Raw genomic sequence first — 25,599 nt, 5'->3', positions numbered from 1 at the left:
GGCCGTCCGCTCAGTCCGGCACCGGGGCCTTGTACTTCATGGACCATTCGAAGGCCTCGGCGTTTGATCGGGCACCCTGCAGTGCGCGGGACCTGTTCGGCTCATCGAGTTCGGCCAGCAACTGCTCGGACAACGTCACCAGATCGCCGAAGATCGCAGGGCTAAGCCAGGTTGGGCGGGTGGCGAAGAGCAAATCCTCACTGGAGCTGTTACCGCTCGCGCCGGGCGCGAAGGGGCAGCCGCCCAGGCCGCCCAACGCACCGTCCACCATGGTGGCTCCGGCGGAGATCGCCGCGAGTGAGTTAGCGACCCCCTGTCCCCACGTGTCATGGCCGTGGAAGACTATCTCCCGTTGCGGGGTCTCGGCCTTAACCCGGGTGATCAGCTCGCTGACCTGTGTTGGTGCTGCCTGTCCCAGCGTGTCGCAAATAACGACGTCGGATGCACCCGCCGCCCGGGCATCGTTTGCGATCCGGATGACCTTGTCGGGTGGAATCGCCCCCTCGAAAGGGCAGGTGAATGAGGTGGCGATGCAGAGCTGGATATTGCCTCCGGCCTGCCGGCTCAACTCCACGGAATCCGGCATCGCCGCCAGGCTCTGCTCGGTGGTCCGGCCGATATTGGCCAAGTTGTGTGAATCCGAGGCCGAAAAACAGTATTGGAAATTCTTTGCCCCCGCAGCCGCCGCCTTTTCGACGTGGCGCGGCGTGGCAACCCAGATCCAGCACTGCTGCAGTTCTGCCTCGGTCAGTTCGGCGATGACCTCCAAGGTGTTAGCCATCGGCGGGACCAGGTCCGGTCTGGCCATGGACCCGATTTCCAGAGCGGGTACGCCCACGTCCAGAAGCCGGCGGATGATCTCGAGCTTGCGCCCTGTGGAGAGCATCTTCCCGGTGAGTTGCAGCCCGTCACGCAGTGTGACGTCACGCAGGGCGGCAATGGGTTCATAGCTGAATGTCACAGCAGCACCTCTTCCGTTTCCGCCACCAAGGCGTCAATCTCCGCCTCGTCCATGCCAAGCAGTTCGGAAAATACCTCCCGGGTATGTTGCCCTAAATCCGGGCCGAGGCTCCGGATCGGCAATGACTTACCGCCGATGACCGGCACAATGCCCGGGAACCCGACATTTTCAAAGATTTCCGTTCCGCTGGAGACGGGAAATCGCTGAATCATGTTGCGGGCAGCATACTGTGGATCGGCACAAATATCTTCCGCTGTATAGATTGGTCCACCCGGAACTCCGGCGCTCTCCAGGATTGTCAACGCCTCGGCCGCCGTATGCCGGCCGGTCCATTCACCGATCGCTGCATCCAGTTCGTCCCGTCGTTCCCATCTGGCACGGTTGGACCGCAGGCTGGGATCCGCGGCCAGGTCCGGCCTGCCGATTACTTCCATGTAGCGCTGGAAGATCGAATCCCCGTTGCCGGCAATGACTATGCTGGCGCCACCGCGGCAGACGTAGGCATTGGACGGCGCGATGCCCTCCATCCGGCCTCCGGTACGTTCCCGCGTCCGGCCGTAAGCCTCAAAGTCGGGGATCAGCGACTCCATCATCGAAAGCATCGATTCGTTCAGCGCAACGTCAATGACCCGCTCGTGCAGCGCCAGGGCGTCTTCGGTGTTCCCTCGGCGCACTTCGCGCTGGAACAGTGCCATCACCGAACCAAAAGCCGCATAGAGACCGGCGATGGAATCTCCAATGGACACTCCAACCCGGACCGGTGGCCGGTCCGGATCGCCCACCAGTTCCCGGAAGCCACCCAATGCCTCGGCTACGGCTGCGAAGCCCGGACGCTGCGACAGCGGACCGGTCTGTCCAAACGCCGAAACACGGGTGATGATCAGGTCCGGATTAGCCACACTGAGCACCTCCGGTCCAATCCCCCACTTTTCCAGGGTTCCCGGTCGGAAGTTTTCCAACAGCACGTCGCAGTGTTTCACCAGTTCCAGCACGTGCCGGCGCCCGGCATCCGTCTTCAAATCCAGCACGATCGACTTCTTGTTGCGGTTGATGGTGCGGAAGAGCATTGAGGTGGTGCCGGAGTAAAGCCGCCAGTTCCGCAGCTCGTCACCAGTTCCCGGCCGCTCCACCTTGATGACCTCGGCCCCGAAGTCCGCAAGCATCCTGCCGGCCGTCGGGGCGGCAATGTAGTTGCCCAGTTCCAGCACGCGGATACCAGCCAACGGCGCAATATCATTTTCAGCGCGCATCTTGCTCCTTTACAGAATCTGACGTCTAATTCCGGCTCCTCCGGAGGGTCGGACGGTGCCATGTCCAGCGGCGGCAACGTCCGGGGGTAAAGCTCAATTCGGCAGGCGGCCACCAATGAGCCGCGTTGCCTGCTCCGCAGCCGCCGCCAACGGATCAATCCATTCGTGCCACTTTGCGTCGGTTACCCGGAACGAGGGACCACTCACGCTCAGGGCCCCCATCAGATCACCCATGGAATTGAAAATCGGCGCGGCGATTCCCGTGGCTCCTTCGTCCCGCTCATCGGAAGTCACCGAGTATCCTTCCCGCCGGGTTTGGTCCAGCTCGGCCCGCAGCCGCGCCGGGTCCGTGATGGTGTGCTCGGTCAGACGCTCCAGCGTGGCGGCCATGGCTGCGTTCGCCACTGCCGGGTTCCACGCCAGCAACACCTTCCCGGCCGAGCCCGCATGCGCAGCCATGATCTTTCCGACATGCATCTCCCGGCGCAGCGAATGCCGGGTTTCAGCCATCGCGACGCAGACCCGGCGGTTGCCTTCCAACCGGAAAATCGACGTCGTTTCCCCGGTCGTATCGCGCAGCGCGTTCAATACCGGGCGAATCACGTCCAGCTCATCGAGCCCACGGGTGGCGGGTGCGGCCCAATATGCAAAATTGACGCCAATGCGGAACTTGTCGCCCTCCCGATCCAGGAACTCCTCGGCCACCAGATTCGCCACCAGCCGCTGCACGGTGGAGGTTGGATATCCGGTGGCCGTCCGGATTTCGGATAGTGTGAGCGCCGGCCGGGTCAGGCTGAAGGCATCCAGGATGCCGCGGATTTTCCCCAGCACCAGCAACGGCTTAATGCCTGCGGACAATTTGCGCCCCGCATCGCCCTTTTCCCCGGACTTATCCGCCGACCATCCGGGTGTCATTTCGGCCGTTGGCATTGCCTCCAGCTCAGGCAGCGGCTCATCCAACACGGTCATGAGCTGTTCTCCTATATTCCGCATCGGTTGGTCAGGCAAAAAACGTCCCGCAGGCAGTTCCCTGGGAAGAAGCTACTGCGTGAACTCATTGGTGTAGGTGTCTGCCAGCTTGATGTCCTTGTCCCCCACCTCAGGATTGGCCACACGCTGGGTCTTCAGCACGGCCTGCGTGCCGGCTTCGCTGAAGACGCCATCCTTGCTCAGCGTCTTCTTGAGATCCTCAATGACCGAGGCATACTGTTCCATGTTTCCGCCCGCGAACGCCTTGGGCATCTTGGCGGCAATTTCGGCGCCCGAGTGCTCATCGATGTACTTCAGCGTGCGGGTGATGGCCTTGGCCATCTTGGCCGCCGTGTCACCGTTCTTCGCCAGCCAGTCGGTCTTGACATACAGGCTCGACGACGGCCATGCGTCCGTGCCGAAAACTGCCTTCAGGCCTTCAAGGGTACGGACATCCTGCAGCACCACCGGCTTCTTGCCGATCCGCGTCGCCAGGACGGTCAGATCCGGTTCCAGCATGACGGCGGCATCCACCTGTCCGCGCTCGACGGCGGCCACGGCGGAGGAACCCGCCCCAATGGCTGAAACCGACGCGTCGGTAGTCTTCATGCCGTTTTTCGCGAGCACGTATTTCACGAACATATCTGTCGAGGAACCCGGCGATGTCACACCGACGTTCTTTCCCTTCAGATCCGCAATGGATTTGATGGTTCCTTCATTCTTCGGCGCAACCACCAGGGCCAGGCCGGAGGAGAGGTTCATATTCACAAATGCTTTGATGGACTGGTTCTTCGCCTGCATCTGGATGGTGTGCTCGTAGTAACCACTGGTGACCTGCGTGCTGCCCCCGATCATCGCCGTCAGCGCCTTGGATCCGCCCTGCAGATCCTGCAGTTCCACGTTCACGCCCTCATCCTTGTAATAACCGAGCTGCTGGGCCAGCGTGGTGGGCAGATAGGTCAGCAGCGTCTGGCCACCGACGCCAACGACCACCTTGTCGCCGCTTCCTTCGGCGGCCGCGCTGCCACCTCCAGCCTGCCCGGGCGGAGCGGCCGACGGCGAGCCGCAGGCCGACAGCGCCAGGGCCAGACCCGCGATGAGCGCGAGCGGCTTGATCGAACGGACAAGGCGTCCCCGTCGGTTGTCGCATTTTTTCATGATGGTCCCTTTCAAGGCAGGTGAGTGGTCCAGCAGGTGAATATTGAGTAAAAGTGGATCAGGCGTTGGGTCAGGCCGAACGGCTTGGACGCCACTTGAGCAGGTGTTTCTCAAGGCGGTTGACCAACAGATCGATGACCAGCACTGCAAACATCAGGATGAACATCCCGGCGAACACGCCACGGGTATCGAAAACGCCCTGCGCCTGGGCAATGGCATAACCGACGCCGGCCGAAGCGCCAAGATACTCCCCCACCACGGCGCCGGTGATCGCGAAGCCCACGCTGATGTGCAGACTGGAGAAAATCCAGGTCAAGGCGCTGGGGATGAATACATGGCGCAGCAGCTGCTTCTCGGTGGCTCCAAGCATCCGGGCGTTATCCACGAGTACGCGATCCACACCCTTGACGCCTTCGAGGGTGTTGAAGAAGACGATGAAGAAGACCAAGGTGAATCCGAAGGCCACCTTGGACCAGATGCCCAAGCCAAACCAGAGCAGGAAGATCGGAGCCAGGACCACCCGGGGCAGTGCGTTGAACATCTGCAGGAAGGGATCGAGCAGCCGCTCCAGAAAACGGACCCGCGCCAGCAGGAATCCCAGGAACAGACCCACGCCGGCACCGACGATGAATGCCAGTATCGATTCCTCCATCGTGATCAGCAGGTGCGGAAACACGTAACCAGTGGAGATCCAGACCCAGACGGTGGCGAGGATGTCGGAGGGAAGCGGGAAAAAGAACTCGTCAATTATGCCGGCACGGCCCAACAGCTCCCAGCCACCCAATACTACCAGCGCGAGCACCAGCTGTGCTGTCCGCATAGTCAGCGCCGACATCCCCGGCTTTCGCCCGGCGCTCTTGCCGGAGCGGCCACGTGTCAGCTGGCCCCTGGCGCCGTCCGGAGAGGTGTGCACCGATTTGGGACTTTCCTTCGATCCAGTCATAGTCATGCGACTTCTCCGTCTTCTGCCAGTGCCGCCTCGTACGTCTTGGAAACCTCGATCTTCAGCCGGCCCCAGATCTCGCGGTGCAGCTCGATGAATTGCGGATCGTCGCGGATGTCCAGCAGGTCCCGCGGCCGCGGAATCGAAATTTCGTAGCTCCCCACCACCGTGCTGCCGGGGCCGGCGCCCAGGATCACCACCTCATCGGAGAGGGCAATGGCCTCATCCAGGTCGTGGGTAATGAAAACCACCGCCTTACCCGATTCCTGCCACAGCTGCAGCAGCTCGTTTTCCATGATCTGGCGGGTCTGCACGTCGAGTGCGGAGAAGGGCTCGTCCATCAGCAGAATGTCCGGATCGACAATCCAGGCCTGGGCAACGGCCGTGCGCTTGCGCATGCCACCACTGAGCTGATGCGGATACCGGTCGGCAAAGTTCTTCAATCCCACCTTTTCGAGCCACCGGCGGGCCTCGGAGTAGGCCTCGGTTTTGGATACTCCGGCCATCGTCAGGCCCAGGCTCACGTTGTCGATCACTGACTTCCACGGCAGCAGGGCATCCTGCTGGAACATGTACGACGCGCGCCTGTTCACACCCTGGACAGGTGTTCCGTAGCTGCGAACGTTCCCCGCGGTGGGTTCCAGCAATCCTGCAGCCATACTGAGAATCGTGGATTTACCGGAGCCGGTGGGCCCCACGATCGACACGAAGCGCCCCGGCTCGACCCTGAGATTGATGTCCCGCACGGCGAAATAGCTTCCGCCACCCGGCATGGCAAACTCTTTGGTGCATCCGCTCAGTTCCACCGCGTACTCATCCACCGCGTACTCAGACGGCCCTGAAGCCACAGACTCTTTCATTGGTACTCTCCCAAGCACATTTGACTGAAGACCTACCGTGGACTGCGGGGGCCGGATCGCGGCCACTTGATGCGGTCGTGCACTCCCCTTGGGGAGAGGACCTGTCCCTGATGCCCACATCGTGGGTTCATCATCACTTTATGAACTCGACGCTAACAGTAATCTGCGTCACGTTCAATGGATTCTTTGAAGTTTCTGGGTGCCAGCTGGGGCGCCGAGGACCGGATCGGAACGGTTCGGCCCGCACCGGCGGACCTACCCGTACCGGCGGCCCTACCCCGCTTACGCGGTGGTGGGCCGGGCAGCACCGCATAAGCGGGGAAGGGCGGCCTGGCCGGAGCTGGAGGTGCGGATCGGGCGGTAAGGACGGATAGTTCCTAGGTACGGATCAGTCCGGGGCAAGCATGGTGCGAAGATCCAGCCGCCGCAGCACCCGGTCCACCGCTTCCGGGTCAGTTCCCGCTTCACTGCGGGCCTGCACCATTTCGTTCCGGGCAGCATCCAGGGCCAAAGTCTGCACAGCGATGGCCCAGTCGCGGAATTCGGCCTGCTCCTCCTTGACCGGCTCGCTGTGCATGTCCACCAGCTCCGTATGCAGGTGCAGCAGCCTGGATTTGATCCAGGTAATCCGTTTTTCCGGCACATCGTCCAGTAAGTCGGAGTCCTCGATGGCATCCATCGCCGCCTTCTCGGCCCGGCTTGCCAGTTCCCGCTCAGAGTCCTGCGCCGCCTCCGGCCCTTCGGAAATCCGAAGGATCCGCATAAGCCATGGCAGCGTCAAACCGGGCAGTACGAGCGTGGCCAGCAGGACCGAAACCGCCAGTACGACGATCTCCCCGCGTCCCGGGAATGGCGTTCCGTTGGAGAGGTTCGCCGGCAATGCAAGCGCCAGCGCCAGCGTGGCCAGACCGCGCATCCCACACCAGGTCAGTACCACAACGTCCCTCGCATCGGATGGCGGCGCGTGCGCTCCACGCCGCCTGCTCGGCAGCACCAGCAAGCCAAGCCACGCAGCCCGGACGGCGAAGGTCAGTGCGCACAGAAGCAAGGCGGGGCCGAGCAGGGTGCCCAAACGCGTGCTCTCGTCCTGGAGCACCTGGCGCACCTCCAACCCCACCAGACCGAAAGCAATGCCGGTCACCAGCAGTTCCACGACATCCCAAAAGGCATTCCCTGTCACCCTTTCCTCGGCGGCTTCGGGGTGGGCGTTGCGGCGGATTTCGAGGGCCGTGACGACGACGGCGACGACGCCTGAGGCATGTACCGAGTCGGCGGTGATATAGACGGCAAACGGGACGACCAGAGTCACCGCGCTCCGGCCCACCGGAGCGGTGATGAAGTGCATGAGTTTCTTGGTCAGCCAGCCCGCCACCAGTCCCACCAGCACGGCGCCGACAGAACCGGCCAAAAGCAAACCCAAAAGAAGGAGATTGAGGTCCTGGCCGGCGAGTGACGCCGCCACCGCAGCCTGGAAAATTACGATCGCCATGGCATCGTTGAAGAGGCCTTCGCTTTGCAGCACGCTGCTGAGCGCGCGCGGCATTCGGACCCGGCCGGCTATGGACGCCACCGCAACCGGATCAGGCGGTGCCACCATCGCACCAAGGGCGATGGCTGCCGGAATCCCGATGCTCGGGATCAGCAACCAGGCCGCACCGGCGATCGCCGCCGTCGTCAGCACCACCAGCGCAATGGCCAGCAGCACAATGCTGCGCCAGCGTACCCGGAAAACCGACCACGAAGTTTTCAGCGCGGTGGCAAAAAGCAGCGGAGGCAGGAACAGCGGCAGAATCAGTTCGGGATCGATTCGCACCTCGGGAAAACCGGGAATGAAGGCGGCACCCGCAGCAAGGATGATCATCAGCACCGGATACGGCAATCGGATACGGTCCCCCAGACCTACGGCTAGCACAGTGGCCAGCATCAGGCCAATGATCACCGTCAAAATCTCCATGCGCACCGTCCGCTTCCGGCTTGTATTGCGGCCGCTCGAGCCAGCACCAGCGTATCCGCTCGAGGCATTGTTCCGCGCTTTGGGGGAAGGGACGGGTGAACTTCGCCATACAGCTGGTGGCGGTGGGCACGCCGCTGGAGTTGAGAAAGGTCCTTTGCCGCAGGTGGCCAGCCAGGATGCCGGAGGACCAAGGGACTAGTAACCAGCTGCCGGGTCCACCAGCCCCTCAAGCTCCTCCCCCGCTGCCCATCGCCGGACGTTTTCCTGCACCCGGGCGGCGATCAGCGGCCGCGCCATCTCCTGCGTATTGGCCGTGTGCGGGGTGATAAGCGCGTTCGGCTCGGCCCACAGCGGATGCCGATCCGGAAGGGGTTCCGGATCTGTCACATCCAGGCCGGCCCCAGCCAAAGCGCCGGCCGCGAGCGCCTGAACCAATGCGTCGGTATCGACGAGCGCGCCGCGGGCGATATTGATCAGGACGCTGCCCGGCTTCATCCGGCCCAGCTCCGCAGCACCGACCATGCCCCTGGTCCCGGCCGTAAGAGCCGCTGCCACCACAACGACATCGGCGTCGGCCAGCACCTCGCCCAGTGGAACGCCGTGCTCCGCCGCGCCGATGCCGGAGTTAGGCGGCTCCGCGCCTGCTGACGCATCCGGCAAGTCCGCATTGGCGGCCGGAGCAGCCATCGATATCGTTCGGTCCGCCTCAACCACCCGCTCTGGCCCATTCCGAACCACCGTAATGCGGACACCGAAGATGCGGAACAAACGGATGATTTCGATGGCAATGCCGCCGGCTCCCAGGACCACCACGTGGGCGCCAAACAGCGACACTCCCGCTTGCGTGCCCCAACTGCTCGCCCGGACCCTTTCCGGCAGCCGGCGCAGCAAAGCCAGCGTCAGGGCCAGCACGTGCTCTGCCACCGGCCGCGCGTAAGTACCCTTGGCACTGGTCCATGCCAGTTCCGGGTGGTCCGCGATCGCCGCGGCATATGCCTCAATCCCCGCGGACGGCAGCTGCACCCATCCAATCCCCGGATGTTCCGTCAGCTGGCGCGACAGTTCCGCTGCACTGATCCGTCCTCCCACAATCAGACCCGTTGTCGCCTCCGACAGCGGACCCAGGTTCCCACCTCCCGCCGCGGCAGCCTGCGCCAGATTCTCGTTGGGTCCGGGAACTATCGCAAGGTCAGGAGTGGTCACTGCGCGTGTCATCCGTTTGCCTTTCCATTCGGCGCCCAAGGTGGGTGCGGCCACAAAATTCCGCTTCCACCCTACCCCGCCGGATAGACCGGGAAGCCGCCGCCAATTTCGTATCGGAGCGGTGTGCCAGGAGGGGATGTGACAGCGGACCGCATTGACCACATCGAACAGCATTTGACTCGCTAAGATCAAACCCATGCTCGGAAAGTTCGGCGAACGGCTTTGGATCACTATGGCCATGGTCGGAGTGGCAGCAACGTTGGGGGCGGCACTGGGCGGGTGCGCCGACCGGCCGGGGAACAGCCCGGGCATCACCAGCTCTCGTCCAGTTGTGGGCAGCACCAACTCAGGTCCCCCGGCTGAGAGCCCTACCAGCCCAAATATCCCGCCGTCGGGTCCGTCGGGGGCGGAGTCCTTTAACCCTTCGAGATACCAGCTCTTGCCAGTGGAAGCAGCCGGCCCGGAACTACGTCCTGACGAGGTGTCCCTGCCGTGGCGGCTGTTGCACGTCGATCCGGACACCAACCGAATTTACCTTTCCAGCACCATCCGGGCCTGCAACGAGCCGGTGCGGTTCCGGTTCGAGGAAGAACCGGACACGATCGTCATCACCGTCGCCGGCACGGCTATTCCTGCCGGCGGACTCTGCCCGCAGCACGTAACGGTCCGGACGGGGTATCTGCAGCTCCCCGGATCCCTGGGCGGGCGCGACATCGTGCCTGCACCGATCACCGGGGAAACCAAACGGTAGGTGGGCCGCCGGCCGGCCGCGGCGGTCAGCCGGCCGGAGTCAGCGTTCCTTGGACCGTATGCTGGCACAGGGCACGCAGAACCTCACTTCTGGCCGTACGGCCAGCCGCTCACGGGGGATGGGCTGCCCGCATCGTTCGCAGCTGCCGTAGGTCCCCTTGGCCAATCGGGACTGGGCCTCGATCAGCTCCGCAACCTGGCCTTCGGCGCTGAGCAGAAGTGCCACATCGTGCTCCCGCTCCAGGGTTACCGTTGACCCCTCCGGGTCGTGCTCATCGTCCGCAGGAGTGTCCCGACGGGCCAGCGTCACCTCCCGGATTTCTTCGTTCAGGCGTGCCACATGTGCCCGGGCGTCGGTTAGCCGCTGCAGCAGCAGTTGGCCGAAAACATTCTTCGCATTCGGGGACGCAGCGACTCCATTGTCCAACATTTCGCCCATGGGATGGACTTCCTATTCTCTGGTTCAGGAGTACATGCTAGCCCCGATGTAGGGTGCTGTCAGTATCATTTGCGCTGCAAAATCCAGCACCGATTGTGCGCCCGGGGAAGGCAAGCAGTTTGGATTCCCGGCAATGCCATCCCGGGGCGGATATTTCGCCCGTTCCCCTTTTCGCCTGCTGCGCCTGAGATTTCCGGAATGCCCTAATTCCGGACGAACAGACCACGGGGAACAGGGCAGGCGCATGCACGCTTCACGTGATTAAGAATCTGCAGCCGTTTCGTGTCCCAGAATCGGTTCCGGACCTATATCCTGTTGCTAATCGCAGCACACTTTATTGGGGGAAAGTTGAATCAATTACGCCTGCCATCTGGCCGCACCAATTTCAACCAGGCATTTTCCGGTTGGAAATCCGCTTCGTTGTCCGTCGGACTGCTCCTTTTGCTGACCGGATGCGGCGGGTCCGGGGCCGCCGCCGTGCGGGAGGCCGCGATAACGCACGATACCGGCGCAGCCGCCGCCAGCCCGGCCACCATACAGGGTCACCAGACCGCCGCCAATCCGTCGGCGGCACCGGCAGCCCAGGATTCGTCGTCGTCCGCCCCGTCCGCTCTGTCGCTCGCGACGGCCCAGACACAGCCGCCGGACACGGAGCCACTGGACTCCGATACCGTTGCGGTCGCCCAGGTCGGTGCCGCACCAGTCAAAAACCAGCCTGCCTACAGCACCACCGCGCTGAACCTGCTGGCCACCCTGCCCGTTAAGGGCCGCGCACCCAAAACCGGCTACTCCCGGGATCAATTTGGCCAGGCCTGGGCCGATGTGGATCACAATGGATGCGACACGCGCAATGACATCCTCCGGCGGGACCTGAAGTCGCTGACCGTTAAACCCGGGACGCACAACTGCGTCATCTTGACCGGCACTCTGCATGATCCCTACACCGCAACGATCATCCCCTTTCAGCGCGGCGTTGCCACCAGCAGTGCCGTACAGATTGATCACGTCGTTGCTCTGAGCGATGCCTGGCAGACGGGCGCGCAGCAACTGACCCCGGGGCAGCGCACCTCACTGGGCAACGACCCGCTGAATCTGCTCGCCGTGGACGGTCCGGCCAATCTGCAAAAGAGCGACAGCGACGCGGCCAGCTGGCTGCCAGCGAACAAGTCCTACCGTTGCCCCTACGTGGCGCGGCAGATTTCGGTCAAGGCGACCTACAAATTGTGGGTCACGGCAGCCGAGCATGATGCCATGGCCCGAATTCTGGCCAACTGCGCAAACACCCTCGCGCCTACGAATCAATCGGCGCCCGTCGTAGTCGCACCGATCCCCGCACCCGCCCAGCCGGCCCAGCCGGCCCAGCCGGCACCGGCTGCGCCCGTCCAAGCGGTACCGGCCCCGGCACCGGCTCCCGCGCCGCCGGTCGCGCAGCCTGCTCCCGCACCGCCGGTCGCACAGCCTGCCCCCGCGCCCGCACCGGCACCGTCGTCGGTCTACTACAAGAATTGCACCGCGGTGCGAGCGGCCGGAGCCGCCCCGATCCACGTGGGCGAGCCCGGCTACAGTTCCAAGCTGGACCGCGACGGCGACGGCGTGGGCTGCGAATAGGCAGGCACCAGCCGCAGTGGCCGTCGGCGCACACCCTCAGGAACCACACCGCTGCGGCGATTGTCCTACTCAAGTCCGTCCGGGATTAGCGGTTTTCGCCGCCGGCCTGACACCGATTGGAAGAAGTTCCGAAATAATACCCCTGGTCCAATGCGCATTCGGTGACCGTCAATGTGCCGGTCACCTGCTGCGGACCGGGACAAACACGATTACCGCCGCCGAATCACGTCACGACTACCACTCGATCGACCTACAGCGTCAGTTTTAGTATGACCGCTGCGGTCACAGTCCAGTAAGGCAGGAGGTCGGCCCGCGGTGGCGACCCGGATCTAACCGGCACCTACCCGGCGAACCGGCTGAGGTATCCGGTCCGGGAGCGATGCACATGCACGCCCATGACTTGCTCCGCCTCTGGTACGTTCCCTGCGTCAATGGCAGCCATCACGGTGCGGTGTTCACCCCAAGACTGTTTTCCCCTCGAATTCAGGTCAGAGGCGTACAGCCACTCGATTTTTCCGGCAATCTGGCGCAACAGAGCAGTCAGTGAGGGGCTGCCACTGAGCTCGGCGATCCCCAGGTGGAAGCGGATGTTCAGTTCGGGCAGCAGGTCGGGGCGGCCATTGCCAATCGCAGCGTCACCCTCGTCGAGGATTGCGGCCAGTTCCTTTCGGGTTTTCCACCACTGCCCATCCGGGGCTCCGGCGCTGAACTGCCCGGCGGCACGCTTCGCCGCCCGCCGGGCGGTGGCCGCTTCCAGCGCCTCGCGGACGGCGAACAGATCGTCGGCGTCATCGACCGGGATCGCACACACGGTTGATCCCGCATACGGCTTCGATTCGACGAATCCTTCCGCCTCCAGGGCGTGCAGCGCCTCCCGGACGGGCACCCGTGAGATCCCGTATTTCGTAGCCAGGGCTGCCTCCGTGATCCGGGCTCCGGCGGGCAGCGTGCCGAAGATGATGTCATGCCGGATGGCGTCCTGGACCCGCTGCTTCGGGGCGGCGTCCGGGTTAGCTGGCGAATGCGGCACCGGGGATGGCTCCAAGTAGTTCCTTCGTGTAGTCGGCCTCCGGAGCCAGGAATACCTGGTCAGCAGTACCGTCCTCGAGAACCTTACCGGACTTCATCACCACCACATGGTGCGCGATCTGCCACACCACGGCCAGGTCGTGGGTAATGAACAGGTAGGTCAGCCCCAACCGTTCCTGCAGGTCCGCAAGCAGGGTCAGGATCTGGTCCTGCACCAGCACATCCAGGGCGGACACTGCCTCATCACAGATCAGCAGCTCCGGTTCCAGCGCCAGCGCGCGGGCGATGGCCACGCGCTGGCGCTGTCCGCCGGACAGCTCGTTTGGCCGGCGCTGGGCCACCGTGCGGGGCAGCGCCACATGATCCAGAAGTTGGGCGACGCGGTGCTGGCGGCTGACCCGGCTGCCGACCTTGAAGACGCGCAGTGGTTCGTCAATCAGCCGTTCAATGCTGAACGTCGGATCCAGCGAGCCGTACGGGTCCTGGAATACGGGCTGGACCTTGCGGCGCAGCGAGCGCCGGCTTGCCCCGCTGCTGGCCGTGATGCTCCGTCCGGTGATCAGCGCTTCGCCGCTGGTGGGCTCCTCCAGCCCCAGGATGATTCGTGCCACGGTGGTTTTGCCCGATCCGGATTCGCCGACGACGGCGGTTGTAGTGCCGCGCGCGACGCTAAAGGACACGTCGTCCACGGCACGGACGGTGCTGCCGCGCTGCCCACGCAGATTGAACTCTTTGACCAGATGGTTCAGCACCAGGATCGGTTCCGGCCCGGTGGCAACAGCCGGCACCCCGGGCCCATTCCCCGTCAGCGTCGCTGTCCCTGACGCTGTCCGCCGTTCCGTCCCTGAAAGCGTCCCTGAAGGCGTCCCTGAAGGCGTCCCTGAAGGCGAAACGGATTCCGCACTGGAGCCGGTTCCGTATGCCAGGTCCGGAAGGACCGGTTCACGCGCTCCTGACGCGGTGACCGAAGGTGCCGCCGCGACCAGGCGCTTGGTGTAATCCTCTTGTGGGTCGAGCAGGATCTGAGCCGGCGTTCCCATCTCCACGATGCGCCCGTCCGCCATGACAATGATCCGGTCTGTGCGATCCGCCGCGAGCCCCAGGTCGTGTGTGATGAACAGCAGCGAGGTTCCGCGGGCATCCACTAGGGTCTGCAGGTGGTTCAGGATCTGCCGCTGCACCGTCACGTCCAGGGCGGAGGTGGGCTCATCGGCAATCAGCAGGTCCGGCTCGCCGGCAAGCGAGATGGCGATCAGCACGCGCTGGCGCATACCGCCGGAGAATTCGTGCGGGTACTGTCCATAGCGGCGTGCCGCGTCCGGAATGCCAGCTTCGGTCATCAGTTCCACGGCCCTGCGCTTTACGGCCGCGCGTCCCTTCAGACCGTTGCTGGCCAGGGTATCCGCAATTTGAGCCCCCACCTTCATGGCCGGATTCAGGTTGGACATCGGGTCCTGCGGAACCAGGCCCATGCGCTTGCCTCGGATTCCCCGCAGCGAGGCGTCTGTGGCGGTGGCAAGGTCCTGGCCGTCGAGCAGAATGGCGCCGCCGGATACGCGCCCATTTCCGGGCAGCAGCCCCAGTATTGCGCCGATGGTGGTGGATTTACCGGAACCGGATTGACCGACGATGGCCACCCGTTCGCCGCGCTGCATGTCGAAACTGACTCCGTGCAGCACAGCCGGCGCGGTCTCGCCAAAGCGCACCTGAAGATTACGGACCTGGAGCAGGGGCGCCTGCTCCGGGACTGCTTGCTTCTGCGCGCCGACAGTAACCGCACTCTGGCCGAAGTTTCCCGGCTGCCCTGTCATCCCCATACTTCCGCCATCTCCGCCGTCTCGGGCGTTTCCTGACTTAGCGTCCTGCTGCATATCCCTGCGCACCTCTCGGATTCGCTGATGCTTTCAATACCCCGGTTTCCGGGTCGCGGACCACGGAGGAGAGCCGGCCCAGCGCCCAATCGCCGGCACGGGTGATGACATGGCCCCGACGCTCCAGGTCGGCAATGACCTCTTCGCCCAGCCGGTCCTCCACCACGGCACCGCCGGGGGTCCAGGTCCGGGGCCAGAAGGATCCGGGCACCGAGGTGGTGTGCAGGGCCGGAGCGTCTACGGCCTGCTGCGGGGTATAGCCACCCACAATGGTGCGCAGCAGATACAGCAGCTGCCACTGATCCTGTTGGTCACCGCCAGGGGAGCCGACGGCGGCAACAGCCTTCCCGTCCTTGAGCACCAGGGTGGGCGTCAGCGTGGTGCGCGGACGCTTACCCGGAGCCAGGGTCGAGGGTGCGCCCTCCTCCAGCCAGGTCATCTGCAGGCGCGAGCCCAGGCAAAAGCCCAGTTCGGGAATGGTTGGCGAGGACTGCAGCCAGCCGCCCGATGGGGTGGCCGAAATCATATTGCCCCACTGATCCACCACGTCGATATGGCAGGTGTCCCCGCGGGTCTCTCCGGTAGCCATGACGGTTGGCTCACCCACGCCGGCGAAGGTGGTGTCACCGCGGCCGGCGAGCGCCGGGGGCAGGTATTCGGTGCGCAGCGGCGGAACGAATGGACGCTGACCGGCCACCGTTCCCGGCCGGTACTCGTGCGAGGCCTGCTCGGAGATGAGCGCCCGGCGCTCGGCCGCGTAGTCCGCGCTGAGCAGGTAATCCATCGCCACGTCCGCGTCACCGTAGTAGGAGTCACGGTCCGCGATGGCCAACTTCTGCGCTTCCAGGATGGTGTGCGCGCCCAACGCGGTGGAGGGGTCCAGGCATTCATCCGGGAAACCGTCCAGAATGGCCAGCGTCTGCAGCAGCGCCGGGCCCTGGCCCCACGGACCGGTCTTCGCGATGGTGCAGCCTCGGAATTCCAGCGTGGTGGCCGGTTCATAGCCTGCCTGGAATGCCGCGAAGTCGGCTTCTGTCATCACGCCAACGTGGTCGGCACCGGAGGAGTGCCGGTGCGGTTTCTTCAGGAAGTCGACGGCGGACTTGGCGACAAACCCTTCGCGCCACTCCCTGCGTGCCGCATCGATGCGCGCTTCGCGGCCCGCCGACGAGCCGCCGTCGATTGCCTGCACTGGTCCATTGCCGTCGGTCGTCTGCACCGTCGTGCCGCCGTCGTCCGCTTGTACTGGCGCATGGACACCCGCGGCGGACCCGGCAGCACCGCTGTCACCGGCGGCAATCAACCGGTCCAGGACGCGTGCATAAGCTTCGTTGCGCACCATCTCGCCCTCGGCCGGAATACGGCCCTCGGGCATCCACAGCGCCGCGGAAGTGGGCCAATGTTCCGCGAAGAGTTGCGCCACCGTCGCGATCGTGGTCCCCACCCGCGCCAGTACCGGGTGGCCGTTGCGGGCGTAGCCGATGGCGAAGGCGAGCACGTCGGCCAGCTCCCAACTGCCGTGGTCGCGCAACAGCAGCAGCCAGGCGTCCACCGCCCCCGGAACTGCAGCGGCAAGCGCGCCGGCACCGGGCACCAGCTCCAGCCCCTCCGCCAGGTAGTGCTCGCGGGTAGCGGCGGCCGGGGCCGGTCCCTGCCCCATCAGCACCACCGGTTCGCCCGGATTTTCCGCTGTTGTGAAGACCCCTGTCATGTCCCCGCCTGGACCATTGAGATGCGGCTCCACGACGTGCAGCACAAAGGCTGTCGCCACGGCTGCGTCAAACGCGTTTCCGCCGCGCTCCAGCACGGCTTGCGCCGAGGCGGTGGCCAGCCAGTGCGTGGAGGCACTCATGCCAAAAGTGCCCTGCAATGTCGGGCGGGTGGTGAAGGAATCGGGCACTGTATACGTCACGGGGATTACTTTCGGCTGGTGTTGGTCGGATCGAAGGCGTCGCGCAGGGCGTCGCCGAACAGGTTGAAGGCCAGGCAGATCAGCGCGATGCCGATGCCCGGGAAGATGGCGGCGGTGGGTGAGCGGAAAATGTACTGCTGCGCGTCGGAGAGCATGATGCCCAGGCTGGGCGTAGGCGGCTGGATGCCGAGACCCAAAAAGGACAGCAGTGCCTCACCGATCACGGCCACCGGCATAATTACCGTGGCCTGGACGATAATGGCGCTGGCCGCGTTGGGCATCACGTGCTGGAAGATGATCCGCACCCCGGAGGCGTCCATCGTCTTGGCGCCCAGGACGAAATCGCTCTCCTTGATCCGCAGTGTTTCGCCGCGCACTACCCGGATCATGGTGGGAATGTGCGCGATCCCCAGGGCCACGGCCGCGTTGGTCAGGCTGGGCCCGCTGATCGCGGCCAGGCCGACGGCGATGATCAGGAACGGGAAGGCGAGAGTGACGTCGGTGAGCCGGGAGACGATGGCATCCAGCCACTTCCAGTAACCGGCCAGCAGCCCCAGCGGGGTGCCGATCAGTACCGACAGCAGCACGCACAACGCCCCAACCTCCAGCGAGGCACGCACCCCAAAGACCATTCGGGAGAAGATGTCCCGGCCCAGGTCATCGGTGCCCAACAGGAAACCCACCGTTCCGGGCTTCTGGAACGGCGTGGCAAAGTGCACCTCGGCGGGTCCGTAGGGGGCAATCAGCGGCGCAAAGACGGCCACCAGCACCACCACCGCCAGCATAATTCCGCCGGCCATACCGAGCGGATTGCCGCGCAGTGATTTCCAGATTCTTCCCCGGCCCGATCCCAGACCGGCCCCGTCCACGTTGATGCGCGGATCAACTACAGTAATGGCCATTAGTTGTTTCCTCCGACTCGGATGCGGGGATTGACGACGGAGTAAAGCACGTCCACCGCTAGATTGATCACGATGTAACTGAGGGTAATGATCAGCACCACGGCTTGGATCACCGGATAATCGCGGGTGAAGACGGCGTCCAAGGTGAGCTTACCGAAGCCCGGCAGCGCAAAAATACGTTCGGTCACCACGGCTCCGGAGATCAGCCCACCCAGCTGAAGCCCTACAATCGTCACCACCACAATCAGCGAGTTGCGCAGTCCGTAGCGGAACAGCACCCGCCCGCCGCCCAGACCCTTGGCCTTGGCCGTGCGGACATAGTCGGTGCTCATGGTTTCAATCATCGACGCCCGGGTCTGGCGCATGATCACCGCCGCCAGCGAGGTACCCAGGATCAGGGCCGGCAGGGTCAGGTAATACAGCCCGCGCAATGGGTTGGCGATGACGTCAACATAGCCCGAGGCCGGGAACCAGCCCAGAGTGACGGCGAGGTACAGGATGGCAAGAATGCCGAGCCAGAAGTTCGGCACGGACAGCCCAATCAGTGCGAAGCCGTTCGTCAGCCATTCCGGCCATCGGCCGCGGAAGCGTTCCGCGATCACGCCAAAGAGGATGCCGACGAGGACGGCCACCACGATCGCGTAGACGGAGAGCCACAGCGTCACCGGCAGTGTGGTGCCGATCAGGTCCCTCACGGCAGTCCCGGTGCGGGTGGAGTTGCCCAGGTCCCCATGCAGCATTTTGCCGACGAAGGCGAAGTACTGGGCGGGAATGGACTGATCCAATCCCAGCTGGGATCGGATGGCGGCCAGCTGCTCCGGGCTGGCCTCCTCCCCCGCCATCGCCAGCGCCGGATCGCCGGGCAAGGCCCGCACACCGATGAAGACCACGACGGAGGCCAGGACCAGGGTCAGGGCCGACTGCCAAAGTTTGGTGAAGATGTATCGGATCATGGTCGGCGTCAGCCCTTCTGCTGCTGCACGAAAGCGGCGTCTCTGAGGTGCACCACGCCGTCGGCATAGGTTTCAATACCGGCCACCTTCTTGCTGTAGGCGGTGAGGCTGCGAACCCGGTACAGGTAGATGATCGGATTGTCCTGGGCAACCTTCTTCACCACCTGTCCGTAAAGCGCGGCCCGTTCGCCGTCGTCGTTCGTCTGCGCCGCGGCCTTTAACAGCTTGTCCGTCTCCGGACTGCTGTAACCGGCCACGTTGTTGCCACCGCCGGTGGAGAGGAAGTTGAACATGTTCCCGTGCGGATCAACCCGGCCCGACCAGCCCAGCTGCAGCAGCGAGAACTCGCCACGGTTCTGCAGGTCCAACAGGGTGGAATATTCAACCGGCTGGACGGTCAGCTTGAATCCTCCCTCCGCGACGGCCGCCTGCAGGGCCTGGGCAAACCGGAGGGTGTCGGGAGTATTGCTGACCAGCATCTTGAGTGGGTAGGGCGTGCTTACCCCTGCCTGCTTCAATAACTCCTTGGCCTTGGCCGGATTGAACTCCGGGCAGGCCTTGCTCGCCGCCGAGGCAAAGGGACTGGACGGCGCTATGGGCGAGCAGGCGGCCTGGTACCAGTTGTTGAAAACCGTATTCACCAAGGCTTTGCGGTCAATTGACATGGACAATGCCCGCCGCACCGGGGCGCTCTTGGCCAGCGGCGTATCGATGCTGCCGTAAGGCATCCCGACACCGTCGGTGTTGCCAATGTTAACGGTCAGACCCTGGTAACCCAGCGACCCAACCTGCAGCACGCCGATGTCTTCTTGCTGCATCAAAGCGTCGACGTCCTGCGGAGACACCGAGTCGGCCACCTGGACGTCCCCCGAGCGCAGGTTCGCGGCACGGATGTTGGAGTCGGTCATGATCCGGTAAGTGATGGTGTCCAGATGCACTTTTTCGGCATCGTAATACAACGGGTCCCGCTGCACCGAAATGGAAGTCTGCGGGACTCGGTTCACAAACTTGAACGGCCCAACGCAGACGGGATGGTCACCGAACTTGGCCCCCTCGTCGGCGAGGGCCTTAGGCGAAAGAATCATGCCTGCCCTATCCGCAAGCGCCGCGGTAAGCGGAGCGAAGGGCTTTTTGTAGGTTATCTGGACATGCGTCGGATCGGCGGCCCTGATGGTGCTGATCGGGCCCAGTTCGCTCTTGCGCCCCGATCCCTTGAGGTGCAGTCCGCGGTCCAGGGTGATGCGGACGGCTTCGGCATTGAATTTGGTTCCGTCCGCGAAGGTGGCGTCGCTGCGTATCGGGATGGTGACAGTCAGCCCATCCTTGGAGATCGACGGAAGGGCGGTGGCCAACTGCGGAACCAAGGTGCCTTTGGCGTCTATGTCATAGAGCTTCTGGCACATGGTCTGCATGACGTAGCGGGTGTACAGCGAGGAGGAGGTGGTGGGATCGAGACGGTCCGGCTCGGCGGAAAGGGCCATAACAAGGTCCCCTCCGTTGACGACCTTGTGCCCATCCGAAGGGACGGAGGTGATGTCGGCCCGCTCCGGAGCAGCCTGCAGCGGTTGGATGGCCTGGCAGCCGCTGGCTCCGACAGCCAGAGCGGCGGTGGCGGTCAGCACGGCGAGGCACCGGGCGCTCCGGCGGCGGCCTGGATGATGACGGCGTAAGGACGGCATGCAATTCCTATGGTTAGGTGACAACTGTGCGGTGCCGGGAACGTATTGCATACAATCCCAAGTAGTAACCTAAGCTTTGTATACCTTTATTACAAGAGTGTGAAGGAGGAATTTCCCATGAAATCAAAATATTCCATCTCCACCGGGCGGCTGCACCTGGTGCTGATGCTCATCCTGACCTTCTCCACCGGGGCTGTGGATGCCGTCGGCTATTTGGGATTGGATCGGGTCTTCACCGGAAACATGACGGGGAACGTGGTGCTGCTGGGCATGGCCTTTGCCGGCGGCACCAACCTGCCGATCCTGCGTCCGGCCCTGGCGTTGGTTTGCTTCATGCTTGGCGCGGCAGGCGCCGGACGGGTGCTGCGCAGGGCGCCGGACGGCTGGTCGCACCGCACCTCGGCCGCACTGCTGACCGTGACCTGCGGCATCACGGCACTGGCCGTGTTTGTGGGCGTCGTGGCCGTGCCTGGGAACCTGCTCCGGGAGAGCATCACCACTTCGGTGCTGGCACTGATGATGGGGGTCCAGGCGGCAACCGCAAGGCACCTCAAGGTCACGGATGTGACGACGGTGGTGGTCACCTCCACCATTACCGCTTTGGCCTCCAATTCCCGGCTTGCCGGTGGGAATTCACAGTTCTGGCTCCGTCGTGCTCTGGCCATCGCGCTTATCCTGCTCGGCGCCCTCGCTGGAGCGGCGGCGCTCCATGTCCATCTTTGGCTGGGGCTGGCAATTTCTGCTCTACTGACCGCGGTCGTGACCTGTTTCGGACACCTCCGCTGGCGGCACGAAAACCGGGAACTGACAGCGGACCCGGCTGAAGAACCCGCAAGAGGCTGACCTCCAGGACACAAAAAAGATGGTCCCCCTTTTCGCACTTGGGGGGTGTGCAAAATGGGGGACCAATCCTGCAAGCATAAACGGGATACTTCTCTGGGTAAAATCAGAGGGCAGCAATCTCCCAACCGCCGAGGAAAACACCCATGTCCGTGCCCGCCAAGGCTTTCCAGCAGTGGCTGAACGTCGTGACGCCCGGGACCACCATGACAGCGGTTTCTTCCATGGCCGGCATCAAGCGCTCCACCCTGGCGCAACAGCTGGTTCGGGGCAAGGTCGCCGTCAGCACGGTTATCAGCATCAGCCGGGCGCTTAAGCTGGATGTCCTTCAGTCGCTTGCCGGATTTGACCGATACCGGGAACTTTCCGCCGGTTCCCGGCCGCCCACCGACGCGGAGCTGATCAGCCAGATTTCCGACATCGACCTGCTTCAGCAGATTCTTCTCCGCAATGCCGCGGCCCAATTCCAAACTTCGGCACCAGCCCAGCCACTGGGACCGTTGCCGCACGCGACGTCCGTCCGCAACTGGATCGCAGCCATCGACACGGTGGACCTGCGGCCAAGAATACTGACGGATCTTCGGATGGCGGCACAGAACTTCTCCGCGCAGCTGAGCGCCAACCGGCTGCGGCCCGACATCGCCTTGGCAGCCGCCCGCCTGTCCGGCGTCGGCCTCGCGAACGGGCTGGTGGTCACCGGACTGCTGACACCGGAGGAAGCCGGCTGGCCTCCGGGTGCCCGCGCGGACGCGCTGTGCAGGCTGCCGGATGCCGAATTGGTGACGCTGTCCGTGATCCGGCTGGAAGCGTTAGGTAAAACGCTGCGGCGCATTGATCAAGACAACGAACAAACCATGGCACTTTGGGAGAATCTCGGATGATCGCAGCACTTCAATGGGTGGCCCTGGCGGCCTGCCTGATCTGCGCGGTGTCGCGGCTGCCAGCTGCCGTCAACGGCAAAAATGTGGGCCTGTTCTGGGCCTTCGTGCTCGCGGCCGTCGCCGTCGGGCTGAGCCTTCGCGTTATTTATCTTCCGGTGGATGCCGTGCTCGGTGGCCATAATCTAGCCAATCTAGTGCTGCGATTCGCCCTTTATGCGATTTTTTTCGTGCTGGCGTCAAAGCTGGCAGTGGCCTATGGATCGCTCCGCAGCCAACGTCTCATCCGCGGCTCACTCGGTCTGTGCATCCTGATTGTGATCTCTGCCGGCACCCTCGTTCTGTTCCTGCTCAGCGACCTGCCGGTTTCCAGCACCGGCTTGGCCGCCTACACGGGGCAGCGCACAGTGGCGGACTACGCCCTGCTCGGCAAGCTTTACCCCGTTTACGCTGCGGCGTGCCTGATTGTGCCGACGGGACGGGGTGCGAGGACTGGTGCCACCGGAATGCGGCGCACCGCGGCTGCCCTCATCTGCGCCGGCCTGTGTATGGTCGTGGCGGCAACGGCGCTGGAGCTGCCCTCACTGCCCGTCACGACGCTCGGTCACTTCCTCAGCTACGGTTCCGTCATCGCCTTGGCTGGAGGCCTCACCCTGGTCTGGATCGCGCTGCGGACGGACCGGCGGAAGGCTGTCCGTCCCCGTTCCATCGGCGGACAGCACTTCTAACGCCTGCTCGGGCGGTCGTATCGGTGGCCACGCCGCCCACATTTTCATTAGTTCGTGCAATAATCATGAATATGTGAACCTGCTGCCGCTGACGTCAGCCGGGATACACGTTTCTTGGGGGGTGAGTGGTGGTTGGCGGGGGCCTCCACCACTCAGCCGTTTAAGCACCGGATCCTCCGACCGCGTCGTTGCGAACCACAGAAGGTGAAAAACCAGGCGCAAGCGTCACCACCCGAAGGCCCGACCAGGCGCAAGCGTCACCACCCGAAGGCCCGACCAGGCGCAAGCGTCACCACCCGAAGGCCCGACCAGGCGCAAGCGTCACCACCCGAAGGCCGGACCAAGTGAAAACGGGTATGCCGGTCGCCGCACCGGGAGGGAGACGAGGTCAGGCGGAGCCGGGACTCTCCCGGTTCCGAAGCCGTCGGCTCCTGGTCAGCCGTTGGCGAGAATCGAGTTGACGAGCTTGACCAGTTCCGCACTGGCCGAACTCGAAACAGCAGTACCGGTTTTAACTGCCGTGGCCGCCAAATTTCCCTTGATGCCACTGACGCTGAGCGTCGTTGCCTTCGCGCCAGCGGCTGAGGTTTCGGTGGTTAGCGCGCCCAGTGAAACGTCCCCACTGGTGCTGACGTCGACCGGAACGATCCTGCTCGTAACTTTTTTTCCGGCAATGCTGATGGTGACTACGGAACACTGTGACACGGCCTTCTTCGACGCCGACATCTGGCTCGCCATAGAGGCGACATCCTTCACGGCGAAAACCGTCACCGTGGTGACAGTCTTGTCCGACGCGGACAGGCTCGCCCCGGCCGCGTACGTACTGCCCTCCGGCACCTGGGCATTATTGGTCGCCAGCACCGCACAGGCCTTCGGCGTGATATCGGCCGTTTTGAGCACCTTTCGGGCCAGCACCAACGCCTGGTCCAATTGCGCGGCCGGAATCACCGCAAACGCCCGCCCCTTGGCATCCTTTAGCTTCGTCACCATGGCCGCCAGCTGCTCGTTGGAATACGGCTTTGCAGCCGTCGGTGCGGAAACGGGGGCCGTGCTGCCCGTGGTGGCCGACGCTGCGTCCGAGGACTTCGCTTCAGGAGAGGCCGACGGAGCGGAACTGGCAGACGGAGCTGAGCTGACCGACGGAGTGGTGGCCGGTGCGGCGGCGTCCCGGCAGCGCCGGAGCCTCCGCCGCAACCTGCAAGGGCTAAGGCCGCTGCCGCGGCCAAAATAATCCCGCGTGGAGCAGTCCTGTTATTCATGCCGGTCCCCAATCACCCGTGATCCGCGCTGCGAAAAGACGCAGTGCCGGGCCGCCGTCGGGCCCTGTGCCATCATCCTGTGTTCTGGCCGGCTCGCCGTCTACAGGTGTCGGTGCCCGGAAAACAAGTAGCACACACCGGTGAACTCGTTCGAGCCAGTGCGAGCCAATCCCAACCAGCGCCGACCGGTCCCGAGCCAATCCCAACCAGCGCCGACCGGTCCCGAGCCAATCCCAGCCAGTTCGAGCCAATCCCAGCCAGCGCCGACCGGTCCCGAGCCAATCCCGACCGGTCCGGACAGCCGCTGTCCCTCGACAGAACGGGCCCCCGGCGGGTAGACCTAGAGCGTGCCGCATGCACGACGAGAGTGAGGACACATCGTGAAGATCACCGACACGTCCGACGTCTGGTGGAAGAACGCCGTTATCTATTGCCTGGACGTGGAGACCTTTTTTGACTCCGACGGCGATGGCTGCGGTGATTTCGCTGGTCTTGCGCAACGCGTGGATTACCTCGCCGAGCTCGGCGTCACCTGCATCTGGCTGATGCCGTTTTACCCCACCCAGGACCGCGACGACGGTTATGACATCACCGACTTCTACGGCGTCGACCCGCGTCTGGGCAGCTTCGGGGATTTGGTCGAGTTCGTGCGCACCGCACAGGACCGCGGGCTGCGGGTGATCGCCGATCTGGTGGTCAACCACACCTCAAACCACCATCCGTGGTTCGTATCGTCGCGGAAGAGCACGGATAGCCCGCACCGCGACTTCTACGTGTGGCGTTCCGATCCGCCGCCTGACACCTCGGCTCAAGTTGTCTTTCCCGATCAGGAACAATCGATCTGGACGCAGGACGATGCGACAGGTGAGTGGTACCTGCACCGGTTCTACAAGTACCAGCCGGACCTGAATGTGGAAAACCCCAAGGTCCGGGATGAGATCGCCAAAGTGATCGGATTCTGGCTGCATCTGGGTCTGGACGGGTTCAGGGTGGACGCCGTGTCCTTCTTCCTGGAGACACTGGGCGAACGCAGCGAAGAGTTCCCCAATCCACACCAGTATCTGAAGGCGCTGCGGCGCTTCGTCGGCAGACGCGTTGGCGACGGCGTCCTGCTTGGCGAGGTCAATTTGCCTTACCCCGAGCAGCAAAAATTTTTCGGCGGTAAGGACGCGGACGAACTGAGCATGATGTTCGACTTTAATGTGATGCAGCGGATGTATCTCGCACTGGCCCGCCAGGACGCCCGGCCGCTGGTGGCGGCGCTCAAAAGCCGTCCGCCCACTGATCACGACAGCCAATGGGCCAGGCGAGTTCTAGCGAACGTTGCAACACCCCCGACTAATCGGGAGTTGCAGCACCCATGGAATCAGCAGCAGTAAGTAGTTCATCGTTTTTGGGGAAGGGTTCGTCTTTTACGCAAGGGTCGGGTTTCCCGGTCAGGTCACGTCCGGTA

The 25,599-nt window shown here is 63.8% G+C and carries 22 protein-coding genes and 1 pseudogene; 7 read left to right on the top strand and 16 right to left on the bottom strand.

Going from position 1 to position 25,599, the window contains the following annotated elements; genetic code table 11:
- Positions 1-10 precede the first annotated feature (10 nt).
- The 8 genes from IV498_RS01545 to IV498_RS01510 form a co-directional block, all read right to left on the bottom strand.
- A complete protein-coding gene (locus IV498_RS01545) occupies positions 11-961 on the bottom strand; it encodes a hydroxymethylglutaryl-CoA lyase (RefSeq protein ID WP_269044800.1) in 951 nt (316 codons plus the stop codon).
- Entirely contained in the window at positions 958-2,211 is a 1,254-nt protein-coding gene (locus IV498_RS01540; RefSeq protein WP_269044799.1) for a CaiB/BaiF CoA transferase family protein, read from the bottom strand. Before IV498_RS01540 ends, IV498_RS01545 begins: the two co-directional genes overlap by 4 nt.
- Before the next feature lie 93 nt (positions 2,212-2,304).
- On the bottom strand, positions 2,305-3,180 hold the full coding sequence (locus tag IV498_RS01535; RefSeq protein WP_269044798.1) for an IclR family transcriptional regulator: 876 nt from the start codon (positions 3,178-3,180) through the stop codon (positions 2,305-2,307).
- Positions 3,181-3,252: 72 nt separating this feature from the next.
- The gene (locus IV498_RS01530; protein WP_269044797.1) at positions 3,253-4,338 is read right to left on the bottom strand and encodes an ABC transporter substrate-binding protein; all 1,086 of its coding nucleotides are present in this window, start codon (positions 4,336-4,338) and stop codon (positions 3,253-3,255) included.
- Positions 4,339-4,408: 70 nt separating this feature from the next.
- On the bottom strand, positions 4,409-5,287 hold the full coding sequence (locus IV498_RS01525; protein ID WP_269044796.1) for an ABC transporter permease: 879 nt from the start codon (positions 5,285-5,287) through the stop codon (positions 4,409-4,411).
- The gene (locus IV498_RS01520; RefSeq protein WP_269044795.1) at positions 5,284-6,141 is read right to left on the bottom strand and encodes an ABC transporter ATP-binding protein; all 858 of its coding nucleotides are present in this window, start codon (positions 6,139-6,141) and stop codon (positions 5,284-5,286) included. The genes IV498_RS01525 and IV498_RS01520 overlap by 4 nt, the downstream gene beginning before the upstream one ends.
- 388 nt (positions 6,142-6,529) lie before the next feature.
- Positions 6,530-8,095 (bottom strand): Na+/H+ antiporter, encoded by a 1,566-nt coding sequence (locus tag IV498_RS01515; protein ID WP_269044794.1) that lies wholly within the window; start codon positions 8,093-8,095, stop codon positions 6,530-6,532.
- A 195-nt stretch (positions 8,096-8,290) separates the two neighbouring features.
- Positions 8,291-9,310, bottom strand: coding sequence for an NAD(P)-dependent oxidoreductase (locus IV498_RS01510; RefSeq protein WP_269044793.1), 1,020 nt, complete (start codon positions 9,308-9,310; stop codon positions 8,291-8,293).
- Positions 9,311-9,737: 427 nt separating this feature from the next.
- Here IV498_RS01510 and IV498_RS01505 point away from each other — a divergent pair, with 427 nt between their 5' ends.
- A complete protein-coding gene (locus tag IV498_RS01505) occupies positions 9,738-10,049 on the top strand; it encodes a hypothetical protein (protein ID WP_269044792.1) in 312 nt (103 codons plus the stop codon).
- A 39-nt stretch (positions 10,050-10,088) separates the two neighbouring features.
- On the opposite strand, the gene IV498_RS01500 is transcribed toward IV498_RS01505, so the two are convergent.
- Positions 10,089-10,487, bottom strand: coding sequence for a TraR/DksA family transcriptional regulator (locus IV498_RS01500; protein WP_269044791.1), 399 nt, complete (start codon positions 10,485-10,487; stop codon positions 10,089-10,091).
- Positions 10,488-10,835: 348 nt separating this feature from the next.
- Between IV498_RS01500 and IV498_RS01495 the strand changes: the two genes are divergently transcribed.
- Complete coding sequence (locus IV498_RS01495) at positions 10,836-12,095, top strand: GmrSD restriction endonuclease domain-containing protein (RefSeq protein WP_269044790.1); 1,260 nt, start codon at positions 10,836-10,838, stop codon at positions 12,093-12,095.
- 340 nt (positions 12,096-12,435) lie between these two features.
- Here IV498_RS01495 and IV498_RS01490 read toward each other — a convergent pair whose 3' ends face one another.
- From IV498_RS01490 to IV498_RS01465, 6 genes are all read right to left on the bottom strand, one after another.
- A complete protein-coding gene (locus IV498_RS01490; protein ID WP_269044789.1) occupies positions 12,436-13,125 on the bottom strand; it encodes a GntR family transcriptional regulator in 690 nt (229 codons plus the stop codon).
- Positions 13,106-14,935 carry a dipeptide ABC transporter ATP-binding protein gene (locus IV498_RS01485; RefSeq protein WP_269044788.1) on the bottom strand — a complete coding sequence of 610 codons (1,830 nt, stop codon included), beginning with the start codon at positions 14,933-14,935 and terminating at the stop codon, positions 13,106-13,108. Before IV498_RS01485 ends, IV498_RS01490 begins: the two co-directional genes overlap by 20 nt.
- A 43-nt stretch (positions 14,936-14,978) precedes the next feature.
- Positions 14,979-16,847, bottom strand: a complete 1,869-nt coding sequence (locus IV498_RS01480; RefSeq protein WP_442951258.1) for a gamma-glutamyltransferase family protein — start codon at positions 16,845-16,847, stop codon at positions 14,979-14,981.
- Positions 16,848-16,912: 65 nt separating this feature from the next.
- Complete coding sequence (locus IV498_RS01475; protein ID WP_269044786.1) at positions 16,913-17,809, bottom strand: ABC transporter permease; 897 nt, start codon at positions 17,807-17,809, stop codon at positions 16,913-16,915.
- Complete coding sequence (locus IV498_RS01470) at positions 17,809-18,762, bottom strand: ABC transporter permease (protein WP_269044785.1); 954 nt, start codon at positions 18,760-18,762, stop codon at positions 17,809-17,811. Before IV498_RS01470 ends, IV498_RS01475 begins: the two co-directional genes overlap by 1 nt.
- 8 nt (positions 18,763-18,770) lie before the next feature.
- A complete protein-coding gene (locus tag IV498_RS01465) occupies positions 18,771-20,441 on the bottom strand; it encodes an ABC transporter substrate-binding protein (protein ID WP_269044784.1) in 1,671 nt (556 codons plus the stop codon).
- A 117-nt stretch (positions 20,442-20,558) separates the two neighbouring features.
- On the opposite strand from IV498_RS01465, the gene IV498_RS01460 reads away from it, so the two are divergent.
- The 3 genes from IV498_RS01460 (at position 20,559) to IV498_RS01450 (ending at position 22,887) form a co-directional block, all read left to right on the top strand.
- A complete protein-coding gene (locus IV498_RS01460) occupies positions 20,559-21,284 on the top strand; it encodes a YoaK family protein (RefSeq protein ID WP_269044783.1) in 726 nt (241 codons plus the stop codon).
- Between the two features lie 143 nt (positions 21,285-21,427).
- Positions 21,428-22,162, top strand: coding sequence for a hypothetical protein (locus IV498_RS01455; RefSeq protein ID WP_269044782.1), 735 nt, complete (start codon positions 21,428-21,430; stop codon positions 22,160-22,162).
- Positions 22,159-22,887 (top strand): hypothetical protein, encoded by a 729-nt coding sequence (locus IV498_RS01450; protein ID WP_269044781.1) that lies wholly within the window; start codon positions 22,159-22,161, stop codon positions 22,885-22,887. The genes IV498_RS01455 and IV498_RS01450 overlap by 4 nt, the downstream gene beginning before the upstream one ends.
- A gap of 435 nt (positions 22,888-23,322) precedes the next feature.
- Here IV498_RS01450 and IV498_RS01445 read toward each other — a convergent pair whose 3' ends face one another.
- Positions 23,323-23,877, bottom strand: coding sequence for a hypothetical protein (locus IV498_RS01445; RefSeq protein WP_269044780.1), 555 nt, complete (start codon positions 23,875-23,877; stop codon positions 23,323-23,325).
- Between IV498_RS01445 and IV498_RS01440 the strand changes: the two genes are divergently transcribed.
- A complete protein-coding gene (locus IV498_RS01440) occupies positions 23,876-24,118 on the top strand; it encodes a hypothetical protein (RefSeq protein WP_269044779.1) in 243 nt (80 codons plus the stop codon). The genes IV498_RS01445 and IV498_RS01440 overlap by 2 nt on opposite strands.
- A gap of 408 nt (positions 24,119-24,526) precedes the next feature.
- Positions 24,527-25,450, top strand: a pseudogene (locus tag IV498_RS01435) (alpha-amylase family glycosyl hydrolase); the annotation flags it as partial.
- Positions 25,451-25,599: the final 149 nt, after the last annotated feature.

The organism is Paenarthrobacter sp. Z7-10, from assembly GCF_026932795.1.
In the GTDB taxonomy this organism is placed as follows: Bacteria; Actinomycetota; Actinomycetes; order Actinomycetales; family Micrococcaceae; genus Arthrobacter_M.
This window is presented reverse-complemented; position numbering and strand designations above follow the sequence as displayed.